Source organism: Streptomyces sp. NPDC090499, assembly GCF_044769305.1.
Lineage (GTDB): Bacteria > Actinomycetota > Actinomycetes > Streptomycetales > Streptomycetaceae > Streptomyces.
In genome coordinates, this window is the sequence record NZ_JBIVXP010000018.1 from 45,720 (window position 1) to 60,098 (window position 14,379).

Annotated in this window: 9 protein-coding genes and 1 pseudogene; 9 read left to right on the forward strand and 1 reads right to left on the reverse strand. The window is 71.9% G+C overall.

Annotated elements, in window-relative coordinates; all coding sequences use genetic code 11:
• Window positions 1-231 precede the first annotated feature (231 nt).
• Together ACIQVL_RS40925 and ACIQVL_RS40930 are read left to right on the forward strand one after the other, a co-directional pair.
• A pseudogene (locus ACIQVL_RS40925) lies at window positions 232-1,011 on the forward strand (hypothetical protein); the annotation flags it as partial.
• A gap of 676 nt (window positions 1,012-1,687) precedes the next feature.
• Window positions 1,688-4,162 carry a transglycosylase domain-containing protein gene (locus tag ACIQVL_RS40930; protein ID WP_403477978.1) on the forward strand — a complete coding sequence of 825 codons (2,475 nt, stop codon included), beginning with the start codon at window positions 1,688-1,690 and terminating at the stop codon, window positions 4,160-4,162.
• A gap of 203 nt (window positions 4,163-4,365) precedes the next feature.
• Here the strand turns inward: ACIQVL_RS40930 and ACIQVL_RS40935 are convergent, their stop codons facing one another.
• Complete coding sequence (locus ACIQVL_RS40935; protein WP_403477979.1) at window positions 4,366-5,328, reverse strand: LysR family transcriptional regulator; 963 nt, start codon at window positions 5,326-5,328, stop codon at window positions 4,366-4,368.
• A gap of 135 nt (window positions 5,329-5,463) precedes the next feature.
• Between ACIQVL_RS40935 and ACIQVL_RS40940 the strand changes: the two genes are divergently transcribed.
• From ACIQVL_RS40940 to ACIQVL_RS40970, 7 genes are all read left to right on the forward strand, one after another.
• A complete protein-coding gene (locus ACIQVL_RS40940; protein ID WP_403477980.1) occupies window positions 5,464-5,979 on the forward strand; it encodes an SRPBCC domain-containing protein in 516 nt (171 codons plus the stop codon).
• A gap of 171 nt (window positions 5,980-6,150) precedes the next feature.
• Complete coding sequence (locus ACIQVL_RS40945; RefSeq protein WP_403477981.1) at window positions 6,151-6,882, forward strand: DUF1275 family protein; 732 nt, start codon at window positions 6,151-6,153, stop codon at window positions 6,880-6,882.
• A 195-nt stretch (window positions 6,883-7,077) separates the two neighbouring features.
• Window positions 7,078-9,198: a glycoside hydrolase family 27 protein gene (locus tag ACIQVL_RS40950; protein WP_403477982.1), complete on the forward strand. Its 2,121-nt coding sequence runs from the start codon at window positions 7,078-7,080 to the stop codon at window positions 9,196-9,198.
• A gap of 14 nt (window positions 9,199-9,212) precedes the next feature.
• The gene (locus tag ACIQVL_RS40955) at window positions 9,213-10,502 is read left to right on the forward strand and encodes an ABC transporter substrate-binding protein (protein ID WP_403435774.1); all 1,290 of its coding nucleotides are present in this window, start codon (window positions 9,213-9,215) and stop codon (window positions 10,500-10,502) included.
• A 1-nt stretch (window position 10,503) separates the two neighbouring features.
• The gene (locus ACIQVL_RS40960) at window positions 10,504-11,439 is read left to right on the forward strand and encodes a carbohydrate ABC transporter permease (protein ID WP_403477983.1); all 936 of its coding nucleotides are present in this window, start codon (window positions 10,504-10,506) and stop codon (window positions 11,437-11,439) included.
• Window positions 11,439-12,287: a carbohydrate ABC transporter permease gene (locus ACIQVL_RS40965; RefSeq protein WP_403435778.1), complete on the forward strand. Its 849-nt coding sequence runs from the start codon at window positions 11,439-11,441 to the stop codon at window positions 12,285-12,287. Before ACIQVL_RS40960 ends, ACIQVL_RS40965 begins: the two co-directional genes overlap by 1 nt.
• On the forward strand, window positions 12,284-14,347 hold the full coding sequence (locus tag ACIQVL_RS40970; protein WP_403477984.1) for an alpha-galactosidase: 2,064 nt from the start codon (window positions 12,284-12,286) through the stop codon (window positions 14,345-14,347). Before ACIQVL_RS40965 ends, ACIQVL_RS40970 begins: the two co-directional genes overlap by 4 nt.
• The last annotated feature ends 32 nt before the right edge of the window (window positions 14,348-14,379 follow it).

The following is a 14,379-nucleotide window of genomic DNA, read 5'->3' on the forward strand; positions in this document are numbered from 1 at the left end:
TTCTCCGGAACCGGACGGACGGGGATCCCGGAATTCCGGCGCCTTTCAAGAACGGGATTCGCATCGGCCCGTTGATTTCTCCGGGTTGATTTCTCCGGGCGGGCCAGGGAACCGGGGATATCCGGCCGATCGGCACGCCTCCCCGCCCGGCCGTGCATGTCCAGAAAATCACCGCTCCGCAGACGTGAGGGACGTCCCTGCGCGCTGCCGCTCGTTCCATGCGAGGACTACATGACAACCGCGACGACGTCCGACGGCCTTCGGACGCCTGCCCAGCAGATGCTGAACAAGGTTCCCGAGGTCACGATCTGGTTCTGGATCATCAAGATCCTGTGCACCACGGTCGGTGAAAGCTTCGCCGACTGGATCAACATGAACCTCGGTGTCGGCCTGATCAACACGGCACTGATCTTCACCGTGGTGCTGGCAGGCGCCATGGGCTGGCAACTCAGCACCAAGCGCTACGTGCCGTTCGTGTACTGGCTCGCCGTCGTGGTGGTGAGCGTGACCGGCACCCTCTACACCGACATCCTCACCGACAGCCAGGGCGTGCCGCTCGCATTGAGCAGCAGCGTCTTCGCCGGCCTCCTGGCCGTCGTCTTCGGGATCTGGTACGCCCGCGAGCGGACCCTGTCGGTCCACACCATCACCACCCGTCCCCGTGAGCTCTTCTACTGGCTCGCGGTCCTGGTCACCTTTGCCCTCGGCACCGCGACCGGCGACTGGACCCTGGAACTGACCGGCTGGACCGCGGGTGTCTCCGTCTTCCTGCCTCTCGGGTTGATCGTCGCGATCGTCCTCGGATGGCGCCTCGGCGCCAACGCGGTGCTCTCCTTCTGGCTGGCCTACATCCTCACCCGCCCACTCGGCGCCAACCTCGGCGACTGGCTCGGCTCGCCGGGCGGCGACGGCGGCCTGGGACTCGGCACCGCGGTGACCAGTGTGATCTTCCTGGGTGCGATCCTCGCCACGGTCGTGTACCTCACGGTCAGCCGCAGCGACGTCATCGAGACCCACGATCTCGCGCATGCCCCGCGAGCGCTGAACCCGGCACGCGAGCGGGTCATGCTCGGCTACTACGCCCTCGTGGCCTTCGCCACCGCGGCGCTTCTCGTCTGGGCACACCACCAGCCCCACGCGGCCGCGGCCGGCGAGGAGGACACCCCCGCCCCGGTGACCGCCCATCTCACGCCGGAGCAGGCGACGTCGCCGTTCCCCCCGGCCGAGATCGCGAAGTTCCGCACGATCGCCGCCGACACCCTGTCGGAGCTCGATGCGGGCAAGCAGTCGGCAGCGACCTCCCGGGTGACCGACCTGGAGACCTCCTGGGACAAGGACCAGTCCGCCCTCGAGCCCAGGAGCGAGCAGTCCTGGCACTTCCTCGACAGCGAGATCGACCAGGTCCTGACGGCGCTGCGCGCCCCGAGCCCCGACAAGGCCACCGAGGTCAAGGCACTCAACACCCTGCTCACCTCGCTCGGCTGACCGAGCGCGACGACGGACTGCCCCGACGCATCCCGGGTGCCGGGGCATCCGGCGTGCGGGCGTCCCGCGAGTGCGACTTACTCTTACAACTTGTAGGAGTTTTCGGAGGGTGCCAGGGTGTCCTGGTCCGGCCCCGGGAAGCACCCGGCGGGCGGTCCCGTGGCGATGGCGCGGCCGTGTCCCTGGCTGAGGAGTGGAGAGAATGAGCGAACACCGGCGCCGACCGTCGGGGAGTGCCGCGCCGTCCGGCTCTGACGGTACGCCGTACGGTGGCCGGGCCGCGGGACGCAGGGCTGCCCAGGCCCAGGCCCGGGGCGGGCGCGCCCGCCGTGCCGGGGGTACGCGACCTGCGGACGCCGGACGTTCCGGCCGGCGCCGCCTGATCGACTACCCGCAGGCGGGCAGGCGCGGCCTCCGGCGGTGGCTGCCCTCGTGGAAGCTGGTGTCCGGCACCTTCCTGCTGTTCGCCGGCAGCCTGCTGGGCCTGTTCGGCTATGCCTACGCCACGACGACGATCCCCGGCGCGAACCCCAGTACGCAGGCGCAGAGCAACACCTACTACTGGTCCGACGGCTCGGTGATGGCCACCCAGGGGTCGACCAACCGGCAGAACGTCGACCTCGCGCAGGTCCCGAGACTGGTGCAGTGGGACTTCCTCGCCGCGGAGAACGCCACCTTCTACTCCGACCCGGGCATCGACACACAGGGCATGCTCCGCGCCGTGTACCACATGGCCACGGGCGGTGACGTGCAGTCGGGTTCCACCATCACCCAGCAGTTCGTGAAGAACACCTACCTCAGCCAGGACCAGTCGGTCAGCCGCAAGCTCAGGGAGATCATGATCTCCCTGAAGATCGGCGGCCAGATGTCCAAACAGGAGATACTGCAGGGCTACCTCAACACCTGCTACTACGGCCGGGACGCCTACGGGATCGAAGCCGCGGCCCGGACCTACTACCACGTGCACGCCTTCCAGCTGAACGTCAGCCAGGGGGCCTTCATCGCCGCCACGGTCAACGAGCCGAGCCTGCTGATGCACGCCGACACCGACCCGCAGGCCAGGACCCAGGCCGAGGCACGCTGGAGGTACGTGCTGGACCGGATGGCCAGGATCCAGCAGATCACCGGCGCCCAGGAACAGCACTATCTGGCATCGGGGTTCCCCACACCCAAGCCGTACTCGCCGTCGGCGGGCATGTCCGGGCAGACCGGTTACCTGGTGCAGACCGCGGCGAAGTACGTCGAAGCCCACACCTCCCTCACGGACCAGCAGCTGCAGCGCGGCGGCTACCAGATCTACACGACCTTCGACAAGAAGAAGGTGACCGCGCTGGCGGCGTCCGTCGCGGCGATGGAGCACCGGCACCTCGACCCGCAGCACCGCGCGGCCGACAAGGACGTCCAGGTCGGCGCGGCGTCGATCAGTCCGTCCACCGGCGCGATCGTGGCGCTGTACGGCGGGGCCGGCTGGGACAAGGGGCACTGGACGGACAACGCGGACGCGACCGGTGTGCCGGTCGGCTCGACCTTCAAGCCCGTCGACCTGGCCGCCGCCCTCGACCACGGCGCCGTCCTCTCTCCCGGGCAGCCGGCCGCACCGATCACCCCGGCCTCGAAGTTCGACGGCGACGACGGCATCACCATCAAGAACCAGCAGGGCCAGGAACTGCCGGACCCGAACGACCCCACCGGGCTCCTGCACCAGCGCAACGACGTCTCCACGAAGTGGGGCTACATCACCCTGCGCAAGGCGATGGAGCAGTCGGTCAACACGCCCTACGTCCAGCTCGGCGAGTACGTCGGCTACGACGACGTGGAGCGCGAGGCCCTGAACGCGGGGCTGCTGCGCACGAGCCTGCAGTACGACACCCCGGGCTTCTACATCGGCACCTCCACCCCGTCGGCGATCCGGATGGCGGACGTGTACGCCACCTTCGACGATGGCGGGGTCCAGCACGAGCCGTACTCGGTGACCAGGGTGGTCGCCGACGGCCGGCAGCTGACCGGCTTCGACAGGCCCAAGGGCACCACCGCGATGCCCGCCACGACCGCCGACACCGTCACCGACGTCCTGCGGGACGTCGTGAAGAACGGCACCGGTACCAACGCCCAGGCCCTGGGCCGCCCGGTGGCCGGCAAGACCGGTACGACCGACGACTACAAGTCCGCCTGGTTCATCGGCTACACCCCGCAACTGACCACGGCCGTGAGCATGTTCAAGGAGGACCCGAAGAACGCCGGCCTGCGGTCCATGCAGGGCGTCGGCGGCTACGCCAAGGTCTTCGGCGCCGACATGCCCACCGAGGTGTGGACCGGCTACATGACCGCCGCCCTCCGGGGGCAACCCGTCCAGCAGTTCCCGCCCGCACCCCAACTGGGCCAGAGCACGGACGAATACGGCGCACCCTCGCCCACCCCCTCCGTCACCGCGCCCCAGAACACCCCCACGGCCACCCCGACCGTACCGGCCACCCCGAAACACACCACCGCACCGTGCCACAGGCACCGGAGGCACTGCGCAGGACCGAGCCCGACCGACACCGCCGGCACCACCACCGGCACGACAGGCGGCACCGGCGGCGGGCTGCTCGGCGGCACCACCGGCGGCAACGGCAGCACCTCACCCTCACCGACGACCAGCTCACCGGCCGCGGGCGTGACCCGCGGAGGGGCTTGAGCCCGTACGGCCCGAGACCGTGGCGCCGGCCTGGACCCTGCACCACCCCGGGGTGTGGCCGTCCGTCGGACCGCGGACGACCGCCCAGCTCGACGGCTCGCTCCAGGCGTGCCGCGTCACGCTGACGCAGGAACAGGTCCGGTGGCTCCGGTACGGCCGGTGAGCCAGGCCCCTCCCCGGGCCGGGCCCCGCGCCCGGCCCGGCTACCAGTCGCGCGCCGCCCGCCGCAGGGTGTCGCGCACCCGGATCACGCCGGGGTTGGCCTCGGCGCCGGGGCGCTGCACGAGGAACAGGGTGTTCAGCGGCGGTTCCTCCGGGTCGTGCAGCAGGACCAGCCGGCCGGAGTCGAGGTGGTCCTGGCACAGGGACCGGGGCAGCACGCTGACACCGGCCCCGGCGCCGACCGCGGAGAGGACCGCGTAGAGGTTGGGCACGGTGACCGCGGCGTGCGTGGTGAGCTGCTTGCCGAAGACGGTCCGCCAGTAGCGGCGCAGGATCGGCAGGTCGTCGGCGTAGGTGACCAGGGGGACCTCGCGCAGGGCGGCGTGCAGGCCGCACGTGTCGTCCGGGGCCGCCTGCGCGGCGATGCGCTCGGCCCAGCCGGCACCGGCGACGAGCAGGTACTCCTCGTCGGTGAGCGGAACGGACTCCAGGGCACGCCCGCGCGGCCGCCGGGTGGCGATGACCAGGTCGTGACGGCCCGCCCGCATCTCCTCCAGCAGCGGCTCCGGAAGTCCCTGGGCGACCCGGAGCTGAATGCCGTCCGCGACCAGGGCGCCCAGAGCCGGCAGCACGCGTACGCACAGCAGCTCCGACGGGCCGGCGAGGTGCACGGGCGTGGCGTGGTCGGCCTCCGGGCCGCTCTCCAGGGCGGCGAGCGCGTCGAGGGGGCCCGCGGTCCGCGCGGCCAGCTCGTGGGCCAGGGCGGTGGGCCGCACCCCGCGCGGCAGCCGGGTGAACAGCTCGCGGCCGGTCTGCTGCTCCAGGGTGCGGATCTGCGCGGTCACCGTGGGCTGGGACAGCCCGAGCGCGGGCGCGGCCGCGGTGAAGGTGCCGGCGCGGTAGACGGCCAGGAAGGTGCGCAGCAGGTTCAGGTCGGCGTGCGCCGGGAGCTGTCCGCCGAGGGCGGCCGTGACGTCGGGGGAGACGGGCGTCCGCTTCTTCATGGCGGCCATCGTATCCGCGATCGGCATCGGGGTTCCGATAGCGGGTATCGGTCCTCCTATTGGTACTCCGATGGCGTGCGGGCCTAACGTCGCAAGCAGTTCTCCCGACCGCGCACTTCACCGCAAGGACACCCCATGACCACGCAGAACGCGATCGACTGGCCCGAGAGGTACCTCCCCGGCACCGGCGACAACTTCGTCTCCAACGAGGTGGTCGTCAAGGGCGTCACGGCCGCCCGGATCTGGCACTGCCTGACCGACACCTCCCAGTGGGAGGGCTACTACGACAACGTCGCCGACATCTCCTTCCCGCAGGGCGGCGGCCCGCAGCTGAAGGACGGCCAGGTCTTCAGCTTCGGCACCTTCGGCTTCCCGCCCCTCGACGCCCGTGTCGTCGAGTTCCGGGCGCCGGCCGAGGGCGTCCCGGGCCGGCTGTCCTGGACGGCGAAGCAGGACGGTGAGCCGGAGGACCGGCTTGACGTGCTGCACGCCTGGCTGGTCGAGGATCTGCCGGGCGGCCGGGTGCGCGTCCTCACCCAGGAGACCCAGATCGGCGAACCGGCCGCGGCACTGGCGAACGAGCGCCCGAACCCCATGCTCAACGGCCACCAGGCCTGGCTGGACGGCCTGGTCCGCGCCGCCCGCGGGTAGCCCGGTCCGCCTGCCCTCGCACCACACGGCGGGGTCGACCCGCCGAACGGTCCGGGCGGGGACGGCCGGCGGAGACCGGCAGGACGGCCGGACCGGCGGATCCGGTGCCGCTGCCCCGGCCGGCCCGCTGAAACCGGGAGCGGCCCTCACCTCGCGTTACGCTCGGGGACTGTGAGTGACGCGCCGCGCAAGCAAGCGACAGGGACCCCCGGGGAGCCGCAGGCAGAACCCGGGACCGCCCTGCGTGTCGCCGTCGTGCTTCTGGTGGCGGCGTCCGGGGCGGTGGAGACCATCTCCTTCACCGCGCTGGACCGTGTCTTCGCCGGGGTCATGACCAGCAACCTCGCGCTGCTCGGGATGGCGGTCGGCCGCGCCCAGGGCACGGGCGTGACCGCGGCGGTGCTGGCGCTCGCGGGGTTCGGGCTGGGGGCGGCCGGCGCCGCCCGGGTCACCCGCGGGCACGAGGGCACCGTCACGCACTGGCCGCGGCCGCTGCTGCTCTGTCTCGCCGGCGAGGCGCTCCTGCTGGCCGTGGGCGCGGTGGTCTGGGCCGTCCTGGGCGGAGCGCCGGGGCGGACCGCCCGGGACGTCCTGCAGTTCGGTGCCGCGCTGGCGATGGGCGTCCAGTCGGGCGCCATGGTGGCGGCCGGCCGGGCGGCGGCGCCGACCACCTATCTGACCGGCACGCTGGCCACGTACATCGTCAAGGGAGTGGGCGCGGGGCGCCCCGACCGCTGGGTGCCCGTCCGGCTGGCAGCCCTGATCGCGGGCGCGGCGGCCTGCATGGCGGTACTGCGGACCGCTCCCGGGTGGGCCGGAGTGCTCCCGCCGGTGCTGGTGGTGTGCGCCCTCCTCGCCGCGGGCGCCCCCGTGATCCGGGCGCGCCGCGGGCGCTCCCGGTAGGGAGCGGGGGAGGGAGGTCCCATGCCCTGCCGGGCCGCGCGGCCCGGTCACCCTCACCTCGCTTCTACTAAATTAGTAATTAATCTTGACACGGTTTCGGCCACGGGCCACAGTCGTCGCCGTGACGACGTGGTCCCGCTCCGGCAGAGCGGCCCGCGTCTCGTTCTCCTGCTTCCCAACCCCCGGGAGACGCAAGTGACTTCGCACCCGCCCGCAGCCGGAACCCGGCAGCACCGTTTCACCGGACCCGCCCTCGCGGCCGCCGTCGCGGTGGTCCTGGCCGCCACCGTGACCCCCGACGCCGTCGCAGGGACGACCGTCGACCAAGGCGCACCCGCCGGCTACGACAGCGGTCTCGCGCCCACGCCCTACATGGGCTGGAACACCTACTACGGGCTCGGCGCGCCCACCGAGAAGGAGGTGCGCGCCGTCGCCGACAAGCTGGTCAGCAGTGGTCTGCGGGACGCCGGCTACGACATCGTCTGGCTGGACGGCGGCTGGCAGGCCGACAACCCCCGTGACGCCCAGGGCCGGTTGACGGCCAACCCGGACCGCTTCCCCTCCGGTATCCCGGCCCTCGTCTCGTACCTGCACAAACGCGGACTCCGGGCCGGCATCTACACCGACGCCGGCACCTACGACGGCGGCAAGAGCTGCGGCCTCGGCAGCCGTGGGTACTACGACCAGGACGCACGGCAGTTCGCGAGCTGGAAGATCGACGCCATCAAGGTCGACTTCCTCTGCGGGATCGGCGCGAAACTCGATCCGGGTCCCGCCTACAAGGAGTTCAGCGACGCGGTCGCCAAGTCCGGCCGGAAGATGCTGCTGAACCTCTGCAACCCGCTCACCGACGACTGGGGCCTGCCGCACACCCCGGAGCAGGACGCCCACAACACCTACGTCTACGCCCCGGCGATCGCCGACTCCTGGCGCACCGGCACCGACATCGCCTGGGGCACCCCCAGCCCCGGCGAGTGGCCGAACATCCTGCGCAACATGGACGCCAACGCCTGGCACCCCGAGGCACAGGGCCCCGGCCACTACAACGACCCCGACTACCTCATCCCCATGCGGAAGATGACCGACGGGACGTACGAGCTCACCCAGGAGGAGTCCACCACCCAGTTCGTGATGTGGGCCGAGATGGGCTCACCGCTGATGCTGGGCTCCGACCCGCGCACCCTGTCCGACGCGATGCTCGCCACGCTCCGCAACCCCGAGATCATCGCCGTCGACCAGGACCCCCTCGCCGTCCAGGGCGTACGCGTGGCGACCGACTCGGCCGGCGACGTCTACAGCAAGGTCCTGCAGGGGCACGGGCAGCGCGCGGTCGTGCTGCTCAACCGCTCCGACCGACCGGCCCTGCGTACCGTGCAGTTCGCCGACACCGGTCTCGGCGGCCCGGTCCGGGTCCGTGACCTGCGGGCACGTGCCGACCGGGGCACGCACACCGGGTCGTACACCGTCGAGGTCCCCGCACACGGCACCGCCTTTCTGAAGCTGACCGGCGCCGACGCCCTGCCGGGCACCGACCTGGGCGTGACCGCCACGGCCAGCCCGGCCGTGACGGGCGACGGCTCCACCTTCTTCCGGGGGCCGCACGGCTCGCTCGTCGAGCGGACCGGCGGCCGCACCGAGGACCTCGGCGGTCCCGCGCAGGGGAAGATCCTCGGCCAGCCCGCCGCGTACGCCTCCGCCGGCGGCCGGATCGACGTCTTCGTGCGCGGCGCCGACTCCCGGGCCTACCGACGGGTCTACGCCGACGGCCGCTGGGGACACTGGCAGGCCCTGGGCGGGAAGCTGACCGACGCGCCGTCCGTCGCCTTCACCGATCCCGCCCACTGGACGCTGTTCGCGCGCGGCGCCGACGGCACGGTGGTGCAGCGCGGCCCGGCGTCCGGCTGGACCTCGCTCGGCGCCCCCGCCGCACTGCGGGTCTCCGGCCGGCCGTCCGCCGCCGTCGACGCGCAGGGGCGCGTCCATGTCGCCGTCCGCACCACCGCCGACGACGTGTGGACGCGGACGCGGGACACCTCGGGGGAGTGGTCCGATTGGACCTCGCTCGGCGGGACCGTCAGCGGCAGCCCGACGCTGGTCGCCGCCGGGGACGCGGTGCTGCTGTACGCGCGGGCCGCCGACTACACCCTCTGGCAGCAGCGGTACGCCGACGGCGCCTGGCAGGGCTGGACCAAACGGCAGGAGTTCCCGAGCGCCGCGTTCGACGGCGCGCTCGGCGCGGCCGCCGCCCCGGACGGAGCCGTGGACGCGGTCTTCCGCGGCGTCGACGGCCACGTGTACCGGACCCGATTCAACTGAACGAGGAATTCACCATGGCCAACCCCCAGACCAGCAGACGGCGTTTCCTCGGCGGACTCGGTGCCGCCGGGACCGCGGCACTGCTCAGCGGCTGCGTCACCTCCACCTCCTCCGGGAAGACCTCCTCCAAGGGCCCGGCGACCCTCCAGTCCAACCTGTCCGCCCCGCAGGCCAAGGCCGCGATGGAGGACCTGGTCGCGGCCTACGGGAAGAAGGGGTCCGGCGAGGCGAGCCTGAACACGGTCGCCGCCGAGACCTTCCGCACCCAGCTGCCGACCTACCTCACCTCCGCCAACCCGCCGGACGTCTACACCTGGTACCCCGGCTCGGTCGCGGACGCCTACGCAAAGAAGAACCTGCTGCTCGACCTCGACGAGGTGTGGAGCTCCTCGCCCGACCTCAAGAAGTACACCAAGGCACTGAACTCGCTGTGCACCGCGAGCTCCGGCAAGAAGGTCTTCGTGCCCAACACCTACTACTGGTGGGGCATGTTCTACCGGAAGTCCAGCTTCGCCAAGTGGGGCGTGAGCGCACCCACCAGCTGGGACGGCTTCCTCGACCTGTGCGACAAGCTCAAGTCCAAGGGCGTCGCGCCGATCGGGCTCGGCGCCGGCGGCAACACCCCCTGGGTGGCGTCGGCCTGGTTCGACTACCTCGACATCCGGATCAACGGCGCCCAGTACCACCGCGAACTCCTCGCCGGCAAGCACCGGTTCGACGACCCCGAGGTGCGCAAGGTCTTCGACCGCTGGCAGGAGGTGCTGCCGTACTTCGACCCGAACGGCACCGCCCTCGCCTTCCAGGACGCCACGACCGCCCTGCTGGGCGGCAAGACCGGCATGATGCTGATCGGCACCTTCTTCGCCGACTCGGCACCCAGGAGCGCCCTGGACGACATCGACTTCTTCCGCTTCCCCGTCATCGACGCCAAGATCCCGCTCGCCGAGGAGGCGCCCGTCGACGGCTACTTCGCCAGCGCCCGCACCGGCCGCCGCGACCAGGTCTTCGACCTGCTGAAGTACCTCGCCACGGCCGAGGCCCAGGAGATCTACATCAAGGGCTCCTCCGGGACCGTCCTGCCCTGCAACCCGGACGCCAAGGACGCCGGCACCGCACTGGTGAAGAAGGGCCGCGCGCACGTCGCGGAGGCCGCCGAGATCACCCAGTTCTTCAACCGGGACTCCAGCGACGCCCTCCAGCCCACCGCGGACACCGCCCTGACCAAGTTCCTGGCCAAGCCGAAGCAGATCGGCAGCATCCTGACCGACTGGCAGCGCGACGCCCAGAAGATCTGGAACGCCTGACGTGGCCGTGCTGACCGCCCCCGACCGGAAGACCCCGGCCCGCCTGCCCGTCAGCGGCAGGCGGCCCCGGGGCCCTGGGCGCACCCCGCCGCTGGTCCTCGCCTTCGTCCTGGTCCCGCTGCTCGCCGAGGCCGTGTGGGTGTTCTGGCCTGCTCTGCAGGGCTTCTACCTCGCCCTCACCAAGTGGGACGGCGTCTCCCCGCCGCAGTTCGTCGGCCTGGACAACTTCCGGGAGATGGCCCACGACGACGTCTTCCGCAGCGCGCTCGGCCACACCGTGCTGTGGCTGGTCCTCTTCGGCGGCCTGTCCGCCGCCCTCGGCCTCGCCGCCGCGCTGCTGCTCCAGCAGGAGCGCCGCGGGGTCGGCTTCTACCGGGCCGCGCTGTTCCTGCCGGTGGTCTTCTCGCTGGTGGCCACCGCCCTCGTCTGGCAGGCGATCTACCAGCCCGACGGCGTCCTGAACCGGGTGCTGGAAGGGGTGGGCCTCGGCAGCCTCCAGCACGCCTGGCTCGCCGACCAGGACACCGCCCTGTACGCGGTGATCGTGCCCGCCCTGTGGCGCCAGATCGGCTACGTCATGGTCCTGTACCTGGCCGGCCTCAAGGGCATCGACCCGGCGCTCTACGAGGCCGCCAAGGTCGACGGGGCGAGCGCCTGGCAGCGGTTCCGGCACGTCACGCTGCCCCAGCTGCGCAGTGTCAACGCGGTCGTCCTGTCGGTCATCGTCATCGACTCGCTGCGCTCCTTCGACGTCGTCTGGTCCCTCACCCGCGGCGGCCCCTACCACTCGTCCGAGCTGCTGAGCACCTACATGTACTCGACCGCCTTCCAGTCCCTGCGCCTCGGCTACGGCTCCGCCCTGGCCGTCGTCATCTTCGTCCTCGCCTTCGGGGTCATCGCCTCCTATCTCGTCCGCGCCTTCCGGGAGGCCGACTGATGTCCGCCAACTCCACGGCGCTGCGCCGCAGAAGAGCGGCCACCGCCGGATTCCACCTCGGTGCCGGTGCCCTGGCCGTCCTGTGGCTGCTGCCCATCGCCCTGGTCGTGGTGACCAGCCTGCGCTCCTTCGACGACATCGCCGCCCACGGCCTGGGCAGCTGGCCGCGCTCCTTCACCCTGGGCAACTTCGGCCAGGCCTGGACCGACGGCGGCCAGCAGCAGGCCCTGATCAACAGCCTGCTCGTCACGGTCCCCTGCGTCCTGGTGACCCTGGCCCTCGCCGCAATGGCCGCGTTCGCCCTCAGCCGCTACGAACTCCCGTTCCGACGCGCCCTGTTGCTGCTCATGCTCGGCGGCAACCTGCTGCCCCCGCAGATCCTGCTCATCCCCGTCTCCAAGCTCAGCGAGGTGATGGGCGTCTACGACACCCTGCCCGCGCTGATCGGCGTGCAGATCGGGTTCGGGGTCGGCTTCTACGTGTTCGTCCTGCACGGGTTCATGCGGTCCATCCCCGTGGAGATCCAGCAGGCGGCGGTCGTCGACGGAGCCGGGCCCTGGCAGATCTTCTGGCGGATCATCCTCCCGCTGACCCGCCCCGCCCTGGCCGCCCTCAGCGCGCTGTCCTTCACCTGGATCTTCAACGACCTGCTCTGGGCGATCACCGTGCTGCGCAGCGACACCAAGATGCCGATCACCGCCGCCCTCATCGGACTCCAGGGCCAGTACGTGTCGGAGTGGAACGTGATCGCCGCCGGATCGGTCATCGCCGCCGCGCCCACGGTCGCCGTCTTCCTGCGATTCCAGCGGCACTTCGTGGCCGGCCTCAACCTCGGAGCGGTCAAGTGACCTACCAGCGCTGGACCTTGCGGACGGAGCACACCAGCTACACCGTCCGCCTCTCCCCGGACGGGCCGTGGGCCGAACTCGACGCCTGGGGTCCGCTCGGCGTCGAGGACGGGCCCTCCGCCCTGGACTGGTCCCACCGCACCCACTTCATCACGCCCGCCGACGCGGCCCCGGCCGAGTACCTGCCGTCCGGGCTGCGGCCGTTCACCGGGGCCGAGCTCGTGGTCGGCGGTCCGGGCGCGGACCGCGGCGTGTGGTGGGAGTTCGACAGTGCGCAGGAGACGGAGGGATCTCTTCGGCTCGCCTTCGTGGACGAGCTGATCGGCCTGCGCACGGTCCTCTGCTACGAGACCGTCCCCGGCACCGACGTGCTCCTGCGCTGGGCCGAGTTCACCGCCACCACCGAACTCCGCCTGGAACGGCTCGACTCGGCCGCCGTCAACGTCCCCGTCAGCGGCGCGGCCCGGCTGACGTACCTCTCCGGTCAGTGGTCGCAGGAGTTCCAGCACACCCGACTCGACCTCACCAGGGGCACGTTCACCATCGGCAGCACGCAGGGTGTGGCAGGGCACGCGTACGCGCCCTGGCTCGCCGTCCAGGACGGCGACGCCGCCTACGGCGTCGCCCTCGAATGGCCCGGCAACTGGCACATCACGGCGGAGGCCGAGCCGGGCGGTGCGGTACGGGTCCGCGCCGGACGGGTCCCGCACGAGGGCGCCGTGCTCATGGCCGCGGGCCAAACCCTCGCCACTCCCCGCCTCGCCTGCGCGTTCAGCCCGGACGGACTCGACGGCCTGTCCCGGGTCTGGCACCGCTACGAGCGCCGCCTCTCCGGCGACCGGCTGCACCGCACCCGCAAGGTCCTCTACAACTCCTGGGAGGCCACCGGCTTCGACGTCGACGCGGCCGGGCAGCTGGAGCTGGCGAAGGCGGCCGCCGACATCGGGGCCGAGCTGTTCGTCGTGGACGACGGCTGGTTCACCGGCCGCGCCGACGACACCGGCGGCCTCGGCGACTGGTACCCGGACCCGGCGGCGTTCCCGCAGGGCTTCGACAGGTTCGTGGCGGACGTCCGGGCCCTCGGCCTGGACTTCGGCCTGTGGGTGGAGCCGGAAGCGGTCAGCCCCGGCAGCCGCCTGTACGCCGAACACCCCGAGTGGGTCCACCGCATCGAGGGCCGCCCGGCCCGGCTCGTCCGCAACCAGCTCCTCCTCGACCTGGGCCGGACCGACGTCCAGGACTTCGTCGTCGGCACCCTCGACCGGCTGCTCGGCGCCCACGGCATCGGCTACCTGAAGTGGGACATGAACCGCCCGCCCACCGAACGCGGCCGCCCCGGCACCGGCCCCGCCGCCCCGGCCGACCTGGACGCCGAGCACGTCGCCGGCTACCTGCGGGTCCTCGACCACCTGCGCGCCGCCCACCCCGACGTCACCGTCGAGGGCTGCGCCGGCGGCGGCGGACGGATCGAGCACGCCACCATCGCCCGCACCGACGTCGTCTGGCCCAGCGACAACACCGCGCCGATGGACCGGCTGCGCATCCAGCACGGCTTCCTGCACGCCCACGCGCCGCACGTCATGAGCTCCTGGGTCACCGACGCCCCCGGCATCTTCGACCCGCGCCCGCGCAGCCTCGCCTTCCGCTTCGTCAACGCCATGTGCGGAGTCCTCGGCATCGGCGCCGACCTGCGCGCCTGGAGCCCGGAGCAGCGCGCCGAGGCCGCCCGCTGGACCGCCCGGTACAAGGAGGTGCGGGACGTGGTCCACCACGGCGAGGCCCGGCTGCTCGGCACGCCGGACGACCCCACCTGCGGCGTGCAGTACGACGCCGGTGACCGGACCGTCGTCGCCGCGCTCTCCACCGGCCGCCTCGACGGCGCACCGCTGCTGCCCGGCCGCCCCGACCGGCTCCGGCTGCGCGGCCTGGACCCGGCGGCGCGGTACCGGGACACGGCCACCGGAGCGTCGTACAGCGGAGCCCATCTGCTCCACCACGGCCTGCCGTTCGCGTGGAGTGCCGAACACGACGCCGACCTGGTGGTGCTGAGCCGACGGTAGGCCGCATATGTTTCCAGCAGCTCACCCTCTAA

What these genes read in the sequence shown, in the direction of transcription:
- ACIQVL_RS40930 (WP_403477978.1), top strand. Translation starts at nt 1,688, where the DNA reads ATGAGCGAACACCGGCGCCGACCGTCGGGGAGTGCCGCGCCGTCCGGC.
- ACIQVL_RS40935 (WP_403477979.1), bottom strand. Translation starts at nt 5,328, where the DNA reads ATGAAGAAGCGGACGCCCGTCTCCCCCGACGTCACGGCCGCCCTCGGC.
- ACIQVL_RS40940 (WP_403477980.1), top strand. Translation starts at nt 5,464, where the DNA reads ATGACCACGCAGAACGCGATCGACTGGCCCGAGAGGTACCTCCCCGGC.
- ACIQVL_RS40955 (WP_403435774.1), top strand. Translation starts at nt 9,213, where the DNA reads ATGGCCAACCCCCAGACCAGCAGACGGCGTTTCCTCGGCGGACTCGGT.
- ACIQVL_RS40965 (WP_403435778.1), top strand. Translation starts at nt 11,439, where the DNA reads ATGTCCGCCAACTCCACGGCGCTGCGCCGCAGAAGAGCGGCCACCGCC.